The sequence below is a fragment of the Salmonella sp. K21076 genome, assembly GCF_039650795.1.
Lineage (GTDB): Bacteria > Pseudomonadota > Gammaproteobacteria > Enterobacterales > Enterobacteriaceae > Salmonella > Salmonella enterica.
This window is the reverse complement of record NZ_JBCLYA010000024.1, coordinates 54917-71266: the sequence shown is the minus strand read 5'-3', so window position 1 is coordinate 71266 and position 16350 is coordinate 54917. Positions and strand designations below refer to the sequence as shown.

The following is a 16350-nucleotide window of genomic DNA, read 5'->3' as shown; positions in this document are numbered from 1 at the left end:
CTGAATTTCAGGTGACGTAGAATGCCGGGCTCTTAGGCCTTCAGAGGTTGTTATGCTATATATTTTTCGTCTTATTGTTACCGTTATTTACTCCATTCTGGTCTGTGTTTTCGGTTCTATTTACTGCCTTTTCAGCCCACGTAACCCAAAACACGTGGCGACGTTTGGACATATGTTCGGTCGTCTGGCCCCGCTGTTTGGCCTGAAAGTGGAGTGCCGCAAACCCGCCGATGCGGAAAACTATGGCAATGCTATCTATATTGCTAACCATCAGAATAATTATGATATGGTCACGGCGGCGAATATTGTGCAGCCGCCAACGGTGACGGTGGGGAAAAAAAGCCTGCTTTGGATCCCGTTTTTTGGGCAACTGTACTGGCTGACCGGTAATCTGTTGATTGACCGTAATAACCGCGCCAAAGCGCATAGCACCATTGCGGCAGTAGTTAACCATTTTAAAAAGCGCCGTATTTCTATCTGGATGTTCCCTGAAGGTACGCGTAGCCGGGGACGCGGTCTGCTGCCGTTTAAAACCGGCGCGTTTCATGCGGCTATCGCGGCTGGTGTGCCGATCATTCCTGTCTGCGTTTCCAACACCTCTAACAAAGTCAATCTAAACCGCCTGAACAACGGACTGGTTATTGTGGAAATGCTGCCGCCAGTCGACGTCAGCGAATATGGTAAAGATCAGGTTCGTGAGCTGGCGGCCCACTGCCGTGCGTTAATGGAGCAAAAAATCGCGGAACTTGATAAAGAGGTTGCGGAACGTGAAGCGACCGGTAAGGTTTAAGCAGCCTTACTCTGTTATTGTAGAAATCATTTTTTCAGGCACAACTCTTTAGCCTGTTTTACATGGAGCTTATATGTCATTCAGTCGGCGTCAGTTTCTTCAGGCATCGGGAATCGCACTATGTGCAGGCGCGATTCCCCTCAGGGCGAATGCTGCCGGTCAGCAACAGCCGTTGCCTGTTCCGCCGTTGCTGGAGTCCCGTCGCGGGCAGCCGTTGTTTATGACGCTACAGCGAGCGCACTGGTCCTTTACGCAAGGCACGCGCGCGCCGGTCTGGGGAGTGAACGGTCGTTATCTGGGGCCGACAATCCGCGTCTGGAAAGGCGATGACGTTAAACTCATCTATAGCAACCGCCTGGCGGAAAATGTCTCCATGACGGTTGCTGGTTTACTGGTGCCGGGGCCGCTGATGGGTGGCCCGGCGCGTATGATGTCGCCGAACGCGGACTGGGCGCCGGTGTTGCCGATTCGTCAGAGCGCCGCGACGCTGTGGTATCACGCTAACACGCCTAACCGCACTGCGCAGCAGGTGTATAACGGCCTGGCCGGAATGTGGCTGGTCGAAGATGACATCAGTAAAACGCTGCCCATTCCGAACCATTACGGCGTGGATGATTTTCCCGTTATTATCCAGGATAAACGGCTGGATAACTTTGGGACGCCGGAGTACAGCGAACCGGGCAGCGGTGGTTTTGTCGGCGATACGCTGCTGGTGAACGGCGCGCAAAGCCCCTATGTCGAAGTGTCCCGCGGCTGGGTGCGGTTACGGTTGTTGAACGCCTCGAACTCGCGGCGCTATCAGCTTCAGATGAGCGATGGCCGGGCGCTGCATGTGATTTCAGGCGATCAGGGCTTTTTACCTGCGCCGGTTTCCGTCAAACAGTTGTCACTGGCGCCCGGCGAGCGACGTGAAATCCTGGTTGATATGACCAACGGCGACGAAGTCTCGATCACCTGCGGGGAAGCGGCCAGCATAGTCGATCGGATTCGCGGTTTCTTTGAGCCTTCCAGTATTCTGGTTTCGACCCTGGTGCTGACGTTACGGCCAACCGGATTGCTGCCGCTGGTGACCGATAATCTGCCGATGCGTCTGTTGCCGACGGAGATCATGAGCGGCGCGCCTGTCCGCAGTCGGGACATCAGTCTTGGCGACGATCCGGGGATTAACGGCCAACTGTGGGATGTGAATCGCATTGATATTACCGCCCAACAAGGCACCTGGGAGCGCTGGACGGTACGCGCCGATATGCCGCAGTCGTTCCATATTGAGGGCGTCTCTTTCCTGATTCGTAACGTCAACGGCGCTATGCCGTTCCCGGAAGATAGAGGCTGGAAAGATACCGTCTGGGTGGATGGGCAAGTCGAATTGCTGGTCTACTACGGTCAGCCGTCCTGGCCGCACTTCCCGTTCTATTTCAACAGCCAGACGCTGGAAATGGCTGATCGCGGCTCGATTGGGCAAATGCTGGTGAATCCGGCGTCGTAAAGGCGAACCAGGGATATTCGATGAGAATCAATGAAGAGGGATGGCGGCTACTGACGTTCTGGATGTTTACTACAGGCGGCTATCTTATTCTGCTCTTCGTTGTTATTTGCCTGGCTTTTTTGTTCCAAACGCCTCGTCGCGTGTTGCTGTGGATTGCTTTGCCATAGATTGCGCTGGTTCTTTTGCTATGGTTTGCTGCGGATGATGAAACGCTTTTCTTTCCGATTAGTGCAGGGTGGATGCTGGGGCTTAGTTTATTGTTGGCGCTACTGTTTAGCCACCGATTACGCCAACCACACCACCTTTGGGCCGGGTGCTATGTGGTCGTATTGCTGCTGTTGTTGGCGCACATGGGGGATATTCTCGATAGGCATCATCGGCGCGATGCCTATCAGGCACAGCAGGTGGCGGAAGAAACGCTGTTACGAAAAATCGATACGACTGATGACCGCGTTTTTTTAAATCATTTGATGTCGCAAGCCATGCAGCCGCAAAACGCAGGGGATTGGGGGACGAATAGGCGGATTGAGCATCTCGCAAAACGCATTTCCCCTTTTGATATTGCGGGCGGAACTGAAAAAATTTGGTTGGTTTTGGCCATCGACCGGCTTAATCGTTCTGCTGTTGGGACGTTTGCCTCCTGGTTTATTGGCGATTCTGTACAGGCAAAGCAATATCGGCATCAGCTCTTACAAAACAATCCATTATTGGACCTACTGAATCGTGTTTTTAATGATAGTACGGCTGATGAACAAACTTTTCTGCAACAACAACTTTTGGCGCGAGATATTTGTACCAGTTTGATTAGCGTCGTGCCGGAATTATTGACGGACGAACTGTATGCACAAGCCGTTGCCTTTGATAATAGCAACAAACCGGAACCTTTCTCATGGCAGTTTGAATTTGATGTGTTTTATCATCAGAAAAAATAGCGGGCAATAATGAATTTGGGAAACGGATGGAGTTTGTTGTTGATGATAATATCCTCCGTGCCGGGCAATATATACAATCATTGTATTTACTATAGTTATTAGTGCGTTTAGCTCGCTGTGTTATCGGAAAATAGGAACGAGGAATTTGAACTCAGTAATGAGCATGGAAAGTAAGGATACTTTATGGGTGAATCATTTGCGTGGATGATGTGGGATTCAGTAATATTGATGAGCGCGTGGGGTATTTATGGCGTTGTATTATTGAGGTTAATTGTCGGCGCATTTGATTCTTTGCGCTATCGGCGGGTTTTCTTGCGTGTTGTTCTTCCGCAGGTGAGCGTTGTCTGTGTAGTGTGGGGAGGATTATTCTGGATTGATTCAAAAGATATTTATATCGTATATTTATTGATATCAGGATTGCTGCCCTCGATAATAATTGCTATTTTTTCTAGTCGAGAGTCTCCATTTTTTATACTGGGAACTATCGTGTCCCATACTATTTTTTTGTTCGTTTTCGTTTATGTGATGGACGGCCCGCGATTATGGCACCACATTGGTGAAGACTGAGATAACTATAAAATTACCCGACTGTTTGAGCGCGCGAAGGGGGATGTTCAGGTTTTGCAGGATGCATCTTGTTATCAATTGGCAAGTGTTTTGACGCTGGCTGCAGAACACCGCGATACACCGGAAAATTTATTGCGTTATCTGGCTAAAATACGAGGTATTTCGCCATTTTTGACAGCGGCAGAATCTTGCCCTGAAGCGGCGATCCCGAACGCCGAATTTCTTTATACGCCATTTGCTACCGCTCTTCGCCAACATAACGTACCGATAGTACGCTTTTTTAGCCAGCAACTGGTGGGCGAGACATCTTCCGCCAGAGAGAATCGCAATATTGTTGCTCGTAAAGAAAATCCACTGCTGACGCTTTATAAATCTAACTATATATCACAGTATCGCGAGCAGTACAGACTAGAAATTAGTCAGCTATTGCTGAATATTATGCCAGAACTGTTGAATGATACTGTCTATATTTATCCCATTATCCAACGTAACACTGAGTTGGTTGCTTATTTTTGGCAGAAACACCCTCCCACTATTCCTCTGCGCAGGCTCGAAGCGATGGTGTTGTTAGCCAAAACGGAATCGCTAATAAGCGAGGTAACCCATAATCCAGAAATATTGATCACACCGCCGATTGAGAGGTGGGATCGTGAAAACCTACTCACTTTCATACTGAGCAATGGCGATCTGGTAATGATTCAGTCGCTTATTGATGCAAACGTAGTGGACTGGAAACGAGCAATGGAAGACGGAAATAATGAGCCTCTGCATCAGGCCATATTACGACTGCGTGGTGGAGCATTAGAGAACGCATTGCTGATACAGATCATTAAGGCGATGCAAGCGCAGAAAGCGTTATCCAACGAGCAAATCGCCCACTATCTTCCCTGGACACCGACGTTTCCTGCCGCTTTTTTACAGGCTGGGCTTTCCTGTGAGCAATTGCGTGAGGTGTTGAATGCTTTAGTAGTGGGGAGCGAACAAGTACTACACGATACGCGACAAAGGCTGAATGCGCTGTGTCCAGTCGCGAAGTGACTAAAGGAATAGTAAATGGATTATATTAATCGATGGCTTGGCTCTGAACTGCTGATGTTTTGTGTTCTACCGTGGGGGTATGCCGCTGCGGTGGCATCACTGCTGATCCTGATGTTTTCCAAAAAACGCAGCCGACAGATTTTGCTGTGGGTATTACTACCACAGTGGGCATTCGTGGTATTGCTGTTACCCACGTTGCAGTACACCCAGTTGTTGAGTCAAACAGGCACGGTATGGATGTTGATGCTCCTGTTGCCGATTCTGAGTTGGGCGGGCTTGCTGCCCGCGCTGCTGCTGGGAACCTGGCTGCGCAAGCCGTGGCCCGCATGGCTACTGTGCCATATTGTGTTCATTGGGATGCTGTGCCCGGTGATGCCGGAGCTGTGGCGTGCTATTAGCTATCAATGGCAACAGCAAAATATTGCGCAGTTGCTCAGGCAGGTTCAGGCAGGCGACCTGCGTCAGTTAGAGAGCATTCATGATAACAGTACGTTGGAACAGACACTGGTTCAGGCGGTAAAAGCGCCAGGCATATCAGAAAAAAACTTGCGCGATCTGACTGCACGTGTGGCATCGCCTTTTAGGTTCTCGCGGGAAGATGGCTATTTCGTCAATGCGCCATTTTTTGCTGCTTTTGAGAGTGGCAATATCACTGCGGTGCGTATTTTTAGCGAGCAGCTCATGGGCGACTCCCCGCAGGCGCAGGCAAATCGCACCATCGTACGGCGGCAAAATCCGTTGGAGTATCTCCCCACGCCCCGTTTTAAACCTGAGGGATTTCGCCAGACTTTTTTTGAGATGGCCGACATTCTGCTACGGGTCATGCCCGATCTCCTCACCGATGAAGCCTATTCGGGGGCGATACAGCTTCAGGATAAAGAGACACTGGCCTTTTTCTGGCAGCGGCGTGAAGCGCAAAATCCGCTGTATCGCGCATATTATTTCTTGTTGCAGGGGCAAACTAAAGCGCTGCTTGCCCAGATAAAACTGACGCCGCAGGTGCTGGGGCAGTCGGTCTATCCGAATAAAAATCTGCTGGCGTCGCTGTTTATTGATGCGGATGGCGAGACGCTGCGTGCGTTGGTGAAAGGGCAGATGCTGAACTGGCAGCACATCCCTCAGGATAAGTTGACGGACGGCTGGAATTTCCTGATTTCACGCACATTGCATACAGCCTCGAAAGAGGACGCGCTGCCGCCGGATATTCTGGCGGGGATACTGCAAAGTATGCAACAGCAACATACGGCGTTGTCGGAAGCCCTTATTGTAGCCAGCCTTGATTACCAGGATGAAAGGCATAGCCTGATGACTGCCTACCGGATGGCCTGGTTGGACTGTAACAAGCTTAACGCAATGATCGATAAGGTGTATCCACCAGAAGATACGCGGCGTACCAATGTGCGTATAAAATTAGCACAGCAGTGCGCCGATTTAGACTGATATGCCGTGCTCTGATAATTAAAATTACATTGATTGTTAAGAGAGATACAGGGAGTGGTAAATAATGAAAAAATGTTTTTTATTTATATTTATGTGCCTGTTTATCTTCTCAGCTAATGCGGAACTAAAATTCCGCCCTGAGATCGAAAATAAAAAAATCTATTTTCAGGGCAAGGTCACAGACTACACGCTTAATGACTTTATCTTTTTCGGTGACAGTCGCGAACCCTTTTATGGCAGCGAAAACGATGATTATACCGCCACTGCAGATGAGTGGCTCAGGTTTTACGCTGAGTTGCCCGACGTTCGAAAATGGCAGCGCGTTGTTCCTGACGATTTTTCTATGATGAGTGGCGCGCCGTGGTGTGACATCCAGTTTTTTGAACAAGAGAATGACCATTCGGTGATTACTGGAAGTGAGCATACGCGCTGTATCGATTTTCTCGTGACGCCTAAAAGGAAAGGACTCATTCCCATGGGGACGAAGGGAACTCTGTTGGATTACGGCAGCTATCTTGCTTTTGCACCGCAGATAGAGCACATCACGCTGGAAGGCCGATTTCCTGAAGCCTCGCGGACCTGGCTTCAGGTAAGAAGCGTGCAAACCAGCGCAACCTCGATAGCCGATCTTAAAATTATGCTTAATGAGATTTATGCTCGTCACGGTTATATTTTCAGACCGGGCGGTGAGATGGATCGGTACTTCCGACAGCAGCCGTGGTATCGCCCACGCTATGCGAACGTTGATTACCTCATTACCGAGACAGAGCATCGTAATATCAAACTCCTCAAAGAGCTGCTTTCTCCTGAGTCACAGCGTAAAAAGGCGCTGTATATTCAGAACACAACCGATTTTTGTGAGGCGCTGAAAGCGAATAATATCAAATATGTCATGGACAATACGGCAGAATACCTTACGACTGGTGCAGATCAGCCAATCAATTTAGAAAAAGTATGGCAAAAATACAGAGACTTAATGATCAATGGCGGCGGAAACTGTCAACGCGATATCGAGAGCTATAAGCGCTACTCCTTTTTATACAGCGAACCTTTAGGTATTTATTACAATTCCACTTTTGAGTTTGATGAAAAGAAAGGGAAATATGTTCTCGCTTATGTGAACTTTGATTCTTCCTGCAACAAAGAGGGTGACACGATTGAACTGGAAGGTATGATGGTCAAACGCGAGCACGTCATTGAAGATAATCAAGGCCAACACTCGGATAAAGATCTCGAATTAAAAACAATAAACCTTCAGTGTGTGGCAGGGGCCATGATGGACCAACCTGACTGGGATCGCTATGTCCAGCTCATTCTTCCGCCTGAAAAATACAATTATTATCAACGGTTTATAGGGAAGAAAATCACCCTGCGAGGGAAAGTCATGATTGCAGAATCCATGTATCATGTCACGCCGGTACTGTTGAATTTGCTCGAAGAACAAAATCCTATTATCAAAGTAGCAGATATGCCTGCTCGTCCATAAGTACGATAACCGACGGGGCAGGCAATCGGCCCCGCTACAGAGTGCAGCCTCACCAATCAATTCGATTTCTCTTCCATTCCAGCTTATAATCCCCGACCTTTGATTATTTTTTTGCCAATTTTTTGGAAGCAATATGAGCGCTATCTCCCTGATCCAACCGGATCGCGACCTTTTCTCCTGGCCGCAGTACTGGGCCGCCTGTTTTGGGCCGGCGCCGTTTTTGCCGATGTCACGTGAAGAGATGGATCAACTTGGCTGGGATAGCTGCGACATCATTCTGGTGACGGGCGACGCGTATGTCGATCATCCGAGCTTCGGCATGGCGATTTGCGGCCGTATGCTGGAAGCGCAGGGCTTCCGCGTGGGGATCATCGCCCAGCCGGACTGGAACAGCAAAGACGACTTTATGCGTCTGGGTAAACCGAACCTGTTCTTCGGCGTCACCGCTGGCAACATGGACTCGATGATCAACCGTTACACCGCTGACCGTAAGCTGCGCCACGATGACGCCTACACCCCGGATAACGTCGCGGGCAAACGCCCGGACCGCGCCACGCTGGTCTATACCCAGCGTTGCAAAGAAGCGTGGAAAGATGTCCCGGTGATCCTTGGCGGCATTGAGGCCAGTCTGCGCCGTACCGCGCATTACGACTACTGGTCTGATACTGTGCGTCGTTCAGTGTTAGTCGATTCCAAAGCCGACATGCTGATGTTTGGCAACGGTGAGCGTCCGCTGGTGGAAGTGGCGCACCGTCTGGCAATGGGCGAAACCATCGATCAGATTCGCGACGTGCGTAACACTGCGATTATGGTTAAAGAAGCGCTGCCAGGCTGGAGCGGCGTCGACTCCACTCGTCTGGACACGCCGGGTAAAATCGATCCAATTCCCCATCCCTATGGCGAGGATCTGCCGTGCGCGGATAACAAGCCGGTCGCGCCGAAAAAGCAAGAAGCTAAGGCGATTACCGTGCAGCCGCCGCGTCCGAAGCCGTGGGAAAAAACCTATATCCTGTTGCCATCCTTTGAAAAGGTGAAAGGCGACAAGGTGCTGTACGCCCATGCGTCGCGTATTCTGCATCACGAAACTAACCCTGGCTGCGCGCGGGCGTTGATGCAAAAACACGGCGACCGCTATGTCTGGATCAACCCGCCCGCCATACCGCTCTCCACTGAAGAGATGGATAGCGTGTTTGCGCTGCCGTATCAGCGTGTGCCGCACCCGGCTTACGGCAATGCCCGTATTCCGGCCTATGAGATGATCCGCTTTTCGATCAATATCATGCGCGGCTGCTTTGGCGGCTGCTCTTTCTGCTCGATCACTGAACATGAAGGGCGCATCATTCAGAGCCGCTCGGAAGACTCTATTATCAACGAGATCGAAGCGATCCGCGACACGGTGCCGGGGTTTACCGGCGTGATCTCCGATCTGGGCGGTCCTACCGCGAACATGTATATGCTGCGCTGTAAGTCGCCGCGTGCGGAGCAGACCTGTCGTCGCCTGTCATGCGTCTATCCGGATATCTGTCCGCATATGGATACTGACCATACGCCGACGATCAATCTTTATCGCCGCGCCCGTGAGCTGAAAGGCATTAAGAAAATCTTAATTGCCTCCGGCGTGCGCTACGACATCGCTGTAGAAGATCCTCGCTACATTAAAGAGCTGGCAAGCCATCATGTGGGCGGCTATCTGAAGATTGCGCCGGAGCATACTGAAGAAGGTCCGCTGTCGAAAATGATGAAGCCGGGTATGGGCAGCTACGATCGCTTTAAAGAGTTATTTGACCTTTACTCTAAACAGGCCGGAAAAGAGCAGTATCTGATCCCATATTTTATCTCCGCGCATCCGGGCACGCGGGACGAGGATATGGTGAATCTGGCGCTGTGGCTCAAGCGCCACCGCTTCCGTCTGGATCAGGTGCAGAACTTCTACCCGTCGCCGTTGGCAAATTCGACCACCATGTATTACACCGGCAAAAACCCGCTGGGTAAAATTGGTTATAAGAGTGAAGATGTGGTGGTGCCGAAGGGAGACAGGCAACGTCGCCTGCATAAGGCGCTGCTGCGTTATCACGATCCGGCGAACTGGCCGCTGATTCGCCAGGCGCTGGAAGCGATGGGCAAAAAGCACCTGATTGGCGGTCGCCGTGAGTGTCTGGTGCCTGCGCCGACCATTGAAGAGATGCGCGAAGCGCGTCGCCAGAACCGCAATACCCGCCCGGCGTTGACCAAGCATACGCCGGTGGAACATCAGCGGCAGGGGCTTGCTGCTAATAAGAAGCGCGGGAAAGGCGCGGGGCGTTAAACGGTTTTACAGGTATCCTGTCAGGCTGGATAAGGCGAAGCCGCGATCCAGCAATTATTTTGCCTGATGGCGCTGCGTTTATCAGGCCCACAGATCGACCCAGGCCGAACACCATCCGGCAGAAGTGCTCCGTATTTATGCCTCACGAATTCTGGCCGCCAGCGCGGCCAGTTTCTCATCATCTGCCCGTTCATGATCGTGTGACGACAGGTATCCTTCATACTGTTCGAAAAATTTATTCTGCCGCGATTCAATCGGTTTCCAGTGGGCTAAATCGCCAGTACCGTGCATGGGGCTTAATTTACTATGCACATGGTCTACGCCGAAACCTTCGAAGAACATTCCCGTACGACTGACATCCGGGAAAGCCTTATCCAGTTTCTTCGCCACTTTTTGGGTCGCCAGCATCAGGTCCGCTAACGCCTGCGGCGGTAGATCGAACGCGTAGCTGGGGTAATGTTTTTTCGGGATCACTACGGTAAACCCATCGGTATTCGGAAAAATCGACAAAAAAGCCAGGTGATGCTCATCTTCCCAAACTTTATGACAAGGTGCTTTACCTTCAACTATTTGACAGAAAATGCAGGTCATTCCATTTCTCCGTTAACCGAGGGGGTTATCGATGCGTTAAGCGTTTAATACAACCCTAACACTTTCCACCATGCGAGGCCGACTGTCAAAAAGACCGCCTGGTTAAAGAGGCTGATAATAAATCCCGTTCGCCACCAGATGCCCGTCGGTACATAGCCGGCGCCAAAAAGAATGGGGCCGCGTGCGTGGGTATACTGTGTAAGAGAGCAGTACAGGCTGCTGGTAAACGCCAGCATGAGCGCCATCGGCGCCGCCGGTATATTCAGATGCAGGCCGACACCCAGAAACACCGCATACAGCGCGGCGATTTGCGCGTTGCCGCTGGCGAAAAAATAGTGGGTATAAAAATAGGCTGCGTTAAGCAGCAGCAGGATGATTATCCAACTGGTTCCATGCATCGTACTGCCGATGCTGTCGCCAATCAGGTTGCCAAACCAACTGGTGAATCCTAGTTTTTTCAACTGGTTAGCCATCATCAGCAGCGCGGCAAACCAAATCAACGTATCCCAGGCGCCTTTTTCGCTTTTAACGTCTTCCCAGGTGAGCACGCCGCTCAGTAATAAAATAGAGAGACCGACAAAAGAGGCCGTCGTGGCATCCACGCCGAGCGAGCTGCCAAAAATCCATAGCACCAGCAACACACCGACGGTCGCCAGCATGAGCCACTCGCCGCGCGCCATACTGCCCATTTGCGCCAGCTCTTTGCGCGCCAGATCCGGCGCATCCGGCGTATGTTTAATTTCCGGACGCGTCAGCCAGTAGACCAGCAGCGGGACGATAAGAAAAGAGACCAGGCAAGGCAAGAGCGCGGCAATAAACCAGCTTCCCCAGCTCAACGTAACGCCGGCGTTCGCCGCCAGTTTTACCGCCAGCAGGTTACCCGTATAACCGGTCATAAACAGTGCGGCGGTGACGTCGTTAACATTGCCAATACAGGTGATCAGAAAGGTGCCGATTTTGCTGCGAGACTCATCTTCCGGATGTGAATCAAAGCTGCGCGCCAGCGAGTCGGCGATCGGGTAAATCACGCCGCCGCAGCGCGCGGTGTTACTGGGCATCGCGGGGGAGAGGATCAGATCGGCAAACGCCAGGCCATAAGCCAGACCCAGCGTTCGTTTACCTAACAGACGGATCATTTGTAGGGCGATACGCCGACCCAGCCCGGTTTTGATAAACCCACGGGCAATCATAAAGGCGACGACGATAAGCCAGATCAGCGAACTGTTCAGCTCGCTCAAGGCCGTGGTAATCGCGCCGCTGGCCGTTTTGTCGCCGGCAGCATAGGCGAGCGCAAAGACGGTGATGCCGATAATACCGACCGCGCCAATAGGCAGCACTTTCGCCACGATAGAGGCGATCGTCGCGACAAAAATAATCGCGGAATGCCAGGCCGGCGCGCTTAACCCGGAAGGGGGCGTTAGCTGCCACAGTCCGGCGGCGATAACCAGAATAAGAATGAATGGGAGCCATTTGACGCCCTGAGATTTTTTTTCCGCCACAATCACACATCCATAAATATTTTATATGTATTAAGTAAATTCATAATAAATGCGAATAAATATTCACAAAATCAGAATAATTCTGCGCTTGTGTGTGGGGGAAATATACTGTTAAATGCGCGTAATTGTTTCTTAATGTTTCGGAATGCAAAAAAGCCCGACGACATCGTCGGGCATGGCGTGCGATAAATCCGGCTTAACCGCCGGACTGATCCGGATCGGGCCCGAGGCGTTTTCCTTGATCCAGTTTTGCGATCTCGCCTAATTCATCTTTATCGAGACGGAAATCCCAGACAGCAAAGTTTTCCGCGATACGGGAAGGAGTGACGGATTTCGGAATGACTACCAGCCCGCAGTCCAGATGCCAGCGAATAACAATCTGGGCGGGCGTTTTGCCGTATTTATCCGCCAGTTCGCGAATCACTTTCTGATCGAATACGCCTTCGCCGCCCTGCGCCAGCGGGCTCCAGGACTCGGTCTGGATTTTATGCGTCGCATTCTACGCATGTAGCTGGCGCTGTTGCATCAAGGGGTGAAGCTCGATCTGGTTGATCACAGGGGGAACGCCGGTTTCATCGATCAGACGCTGGAGGTGATGGATCTGAAAGTTACAGACCCCGATACTCTTTACCAGCCCCTCTTTTTGCAGCGCGATCATGCCCTTCCAGGCGTCGACATAGTGATCGATAGCCGGTACGGGCCAGTGCATCAGATAGAGATCGAGATAATCAAGTTGCAGTTTTTTCAGACTCTCCTGCAGGGCTTCGCGGGGACGTTTTTGATCGTCATTCCACAACTTAGTGGTGATAAACAGCTCTTCCCGCGCCACGCTCGCTGCTTTTAGCGCTTTGCCGACGCCTTCTTCATTCTGATATGCTGTGGCGGTATCAATCGATCGATAGCCCACCTCCAGCGCTTTATGAATCGCCGCGATCACCTCTTCATTGCTTGCTTTCCAGACTCCCAGCCCAAGTTGTGGCATTACGTTGCCATCCTGTAGCCTGATAATGGTTGGATTAGCCATGATGTGTTCCTCTTTTAATTGGCTCGCCGGAGTCGGGTCCGGCGAGACTAAGTGACTTAAGTCTGGACGAAATGGCCAAAAACGAAAGTCAGAGGCGAAAAAACCTTAGCGCGCCGCTTCATAAATCCGACGGCTGACATCCAGCGTAATATCCTGATTTTCACCTAAATTTGTGCATCCATGCGCCTCAAGTTTGGCCAGTAGCGCCGGAATAGTGCTGCCATCCAGACCGTAATCGGACAGGTGGGTAGGCACGCCCATCTGTTCGAAGAAACGGCGGGTGGCGGCAATGGCGGCATCAATACGCTCGTCGTCGGAACCGTCGGTGATATTCCATACACGTTCAGCGTATTGCAGGAGTTTTGCGCGTTTAACGTCTCGTTTTTCGTTCCATAGCGCAGGCAGAATGATAGCCAGCGTCTGGGCATGATCGAGACCGTGCATCGCCGTAAGCTCATGGCCCAGCATATGCGTCGCCCAGTCTTGCGGAACACCAGCGCCAATCAGGCCATTCAATGCCTGAGTAGCGGCCCACATCACGTTAGCGCGGACGTCATAGTTTTCAGGCTCTTGCAGCGCTTTGGGACCTTCTTCGATCAGTGTGAGTAAAATACCTTCGGCGAAACGATCCTGAATTTTGCCGTTAACGGGGTAAGTGACGTACTGCTCAACGGTATGGACGAAAGCATCCACGACGCCGTTCGCAACCTGGCGCGGCGGCAATGTATAGGTGTAGACCGGGTCCAGTACGGCAAACACCGGTTGCACGAACGAGGAGTGGAAGGCCTGTTTGTCGCCAGTAGTTTTACGGGAAATGACTGCGCCGGCGTTCGATTCTGAGCCGGTTGCCGGTAGGGTCAGCACAGACCCCATCGGGATTGCGCTACGAATCTCAGTACCGCCGGTTTCCAGAATGTGCCACGGATCGACGCCGTCCGTATACTGCGCCGCTGCGGCGATAAATTTGGTGCCGTCCAGTACGGAACCGCCGCCAACGGCCAGCAGGAAGGTAATACTTTCGTCGCGCACAAGCTGCACGGCCTTCATCAGCGTTTCATAGGACGGGTTCGGTTCAATACCGCCAAACTCCCGAACATCCAGTCCTTTTAACGCGTCCTGAACTTGCGCCAGTACGCCGGTCTTTTTCACGCTACCGCCGCCATAGGTAATCAGCACGCGGGCGTCCTGCGGGATCTGATCGCGGAGATCGACGATAGCGCCTTTACCAAACAGAATGCGGGTAGGGGTATGTAATTTGAAATTTTTCATTGCTCATTCCCTTATGTGGGTAAAAAGAGGGCAGGCGGCTGTCTGCCTGATGGTCATCATTGTGGTCTTGTGAGAGATGTCTCTCAATGCACATTTCTGCCAATGTTTTGCCTATTTCTCCAGAATGCTGGAGAAAATCGCTAAAAATGCGCACAATCCAGCGGAGTGGATTTGATAAAAAAATGGCGCGTTATGAATCGTGAAGCAATTTGCTTACAGTTGGCTGATAAAATTAATCATTTAAAAAATAATGATAAAATAATCAGCGAGCGGCTGGCGGGCATTCGTCTGTTGTATGGTGTTGAACCGGGGCCGCGCACGCCGGTCATGTATCAGCCTGGCATCATATTTCTCTTTTCCGGCCATAAAATTGGCTATATTAACAAGCGCAAGTTTCGTTATGACGCTAATGAATATCTCTTACTGACCGTGCCGCTCCCTTTTGAATGCGAGACCTGGGCGACGCCGGAGGTACCGCTGGCCGGTATTCGGCTCGACATTGATGTGCTGCAACTGCAAGAGTTGCTCATGGACATTGGCGAAGATGAGCGTTTCCAGTTGCCGATGGCGGCCAGCGGGATTAACTCCGCCACGCTGTCGGACGAGATTTTATGCGCGGTGGAAAGATTGTTGGATGTGATGGAGCACCCGCTGGATGCGCGGATTCTGGGAAAACAGATTATTCGCGAAATTCTTTATCATGTGCTGATGGGGCCGCGCGGCGGGGCGCTGCTTGCGCTGGTTAGTCGCCAGACGCACTTTAGCCTGATCAGTCGCGTACTTAAACAGATCGAAATGAAATACACCGAGAACCTGAATGTTGAGCAACTGGCGGCAGAAGCGAACATGAGCGTGTCGGCGTTTCACCATAATTTTAAGGCGGTCACCAGCACCTCGCCGTTGCAGTATTTAAAAAGCTACCGACTGCATAAAGCGCGGATGATGATGATTCACGACGGTATGAAGGCCAGCGCCGCGGCGATGCGGGTCGGCTATGAGAGCGCATCGCAGTTTAGCCGGGAGTTTAAACGTTATTTTGGCGTTACGCCGGGCGAAGATGCGGCAAGAATGCGGACAATGCAAGGGAGCTAAGTGGGGCATCCCGCCACGGGGCAACGAAGCGTAACCGGGCCATCCTGGCCGATTATGGATACGTCAGGCGTTACAGTATTTCTTTTTAATCACCACGACCAGCGTACCTAACAGCCCGGCGACCAGTAGCGCGACGGGAAGGATCATTAAAAATGTCATTACCTGGTCTTCATGGCGCTTAACAAACGGGATCATACTGAGCGCGTAGCCGAAGCTGGTCACGACAGTCACCCACAGCAGGCCGCTTAACCAGTTAAAAAACTGAAACCGGCGGTTGGACAGGCCGGAAATGCCCGCCATTGTTGGCAGCAGCGTGCGGACAAACGCCAGAAAGCGCCCGGCAAGCAACGCTAACAAACCGTGACGGTCAAACATGCAGGTGGCGCGCTGATGATATTTTGCCGGAAGCTGCGCTAGCCAGCCTTTGACGGTACGCGTATTACCGAGCCAGCGTCCCTGGATATAACTTAGCCAGCAGCCGAGACTGGCCGCGGCGGTGAGAATGCCAATCGTCGGCAAAAAATGCATCACATCCTGGGCGATCAACGCGCCTGCCAGTAGCAGCAGACTATCGCCGGGTAAGAATGACGCTGGCAGCAGACCGTTTTCTAAAAATAGCGTGGCGAACATGACAAAGTAGACGACGCTAACAACGTGTGGATTCGCCAGCGCGGCAAAATCATGTTGCCAGAGCGCAGCGATAATATCTTGAATGACAGCCATGAACTTTCCTGTGGAACAGCATTTACGCTTTTATCTGCCTATTGTACTCCTGAATCGTCCGGGATGCCTTGATCCCGGACGCAACAAACGCAGACTTTTCCACGGAAA

Annotated in this window: 13 protein-coding genes and 2 pseudogenes; 10 read left to right on the top strand and 5 right to left on the bottom strand. The window is 51.5% G+C overall.

The features are described from left to right. Nucleotides 1-52: 52 nt before the first annotated feature. The 9 genes from plsC to AAYN39_RS08160 all read left to right on the top strand — a co-directional run bounded on the left by plsC (nt 53) and on the right by AAYN39_RS08160 (nt 10044). Complete coding sequence (gene plsC / locus AAYN39_RS08200) at nt 53-790, top strand: 1-acylglycerol-3-phosphate O-acyltransferase (protein ID WP_000965730.1); 738 nt, start codon at nt 53-55, stop codon at nt 788-790. Between the two features lie 73 nt (nt 791-863). Further along, complete coding sequence (ftsP, locus tag AAYN39_RS08195) at nt 864-2276, top strand: cell division protein FtsP (protein WP_000010658.1); 1413 nt, start codon at nt 864-866, stop codon at nt 2274-2276. 20 nt (nt 2277-2296) lie between these two features. Beyond that, on the top strand, nt 2297-2443 hold the full coding sequence (locus AAYN39_RS08190; RefSeq protein ID WP_001222143.1) for a hypothetical protein: 147 nt from the start codon (nt 2297-2299) through the stop codon (nt 2441-2443). 15 nt (nt 2444-2458) lie between these two features. Further along, a complete protein-coding gene (locus tag AAYN39_RS08185) occupies nt 2459-3208 on the top strand; it encodes a hypothetical protein (protein WP_014341487.1) in 750 nt (249 codons plus the stop codon). Between the two features lie 183 nt (nt 3209-3391). Then, nucleotides 3392-3775, top strand: coding sequence for a hypothetical protein (locus tag AAYN39_RS08180; protein WP_000504694.1), 384 nt, complete (start codon nt 3392-3394; stop codon nt 3773-3775). A gap of 54 nt (nt 3776-3829) precedes the next feature. Further along, nucleotides 3830-4813 (top strand): hypothetical protein, encoded by a 984-nt coding sequence (locus AAYN39_RS08175; RefSeq protein WP_010989241.1) that lies wholly within the window; start codon nt 3830-3832, stop codon nt 4811-4813. Between the two features lie 15 nt (nt 4814-4828). Beyond that, on the top strand, nt 4829-6253 hold the full coding sequence (locus AAYN39_RS08170) for a hypothetical protein (RefSeq protein ID WP_000384560.1): 1425 nt from the start codon (nt 4829-4831) through the stop codon (nt 6251-6253). A gap of 64 nt (nt 6254-6317) precedes the next feature. Further along, nucleotides 6318-7739, top strand: coding sequence for a DUF4459 domain-containing protein (locus tag AAYN39_RS08165; RefSeq protein WP_000710520.1), 1422 nt, complete (start codon nt 6318-6320; stop codon nt 7737-7739). Nucleotides 7740-7872: 133 nt separating this feature from the next. Further along, complete coding sequence (locus AAYN39_RS08160; RefSeq protein WP_001274469.1) at nt 7873-10044, top strand: YgiQ family radical SAM protein; 2172 nt, start codon at nt 7873-7875, stop codon at nt 10042-10044. A gap of 135 nt (nt 10045-10179) precedes the next feature. On the opposite strand, the gene AAYN39_RS08155 is transcribed toward AAYN39_RS08160, so the two are convergent. From AAYN39_RS08155 to yqhD, 4 genes and pseudogenes are all read right to left on the bottom strand, one after another. Further along, nucleotides 10180-10635 (bottom strand): HIT family protein, encoded by a 456-nt coding sequence (locus AAYN39_RS08155; RefSeq protein WP_000128238.1) that lies wholly within the window; start codon nt 10633-10635, stop codon nt 10180-10182. 44 nt (nt 10636-10679) lie between these two features. Then, nucleotides 10680-12165 (bottom strand): annotated as a pseudogene (locus AAYN39_RS08150) (DASS family sodium-coupled anion symporter). 165 nt (nt 12166-12330) lie between these two features. Further along, nucleotides 12331-13158, bottom strand: a pseudogene (gene dkgA / locus AAYN39_RS08145) (2,5-didehydrogluconate reductase DkgA). Nucleotides 13159-13263: 105 nt separating this feature from the next. Next, a complete protein-coding gene (gene yqhD / locus AAYN39_RS08140) occupies nt 13264-14427 on the bottom strand; it encodes an alcohol dehydrogenase (protein WP_000787713.1) in 1164 nt (387 codons plus the stop codon). A gap of 192 nt (nt 14428-14619) precedes the next feature. Between yqhD and AAYN39_RS08135 the strand changes: the two genes are divergently transcribed. Beyond that, the gene (locus tag AAYN39_RS08135) at nt 14620-15519 is read left to right on the top strand and encodes an AraC family transcriptional regulator (protein WP_014341484.1); all 900 of its coding nucleotides are present in this window, start codon (nt 14620-14622) and stop codon (nt 15517-15519) included. Nucleotides 15520-15582: 63 nt separating this feature from the next. On the opposite strand, the gene yghB is transcribed toward AAYN39_RS08135, so the two are convergent. Beyond that, on the bottom strand, nt 15583-16242 hold the full coding sequence (gene yghB / locus AAYN39_RS08130; protein ID WP_000268441.1) for a DedA family general envelope maintenance protein YghB: 660 nt from the start codon (nt 16240-16242) through the stop codon (nt 15583-15585). Nucleotides 16243-16350: the final 108 nt, after the last annotated feature.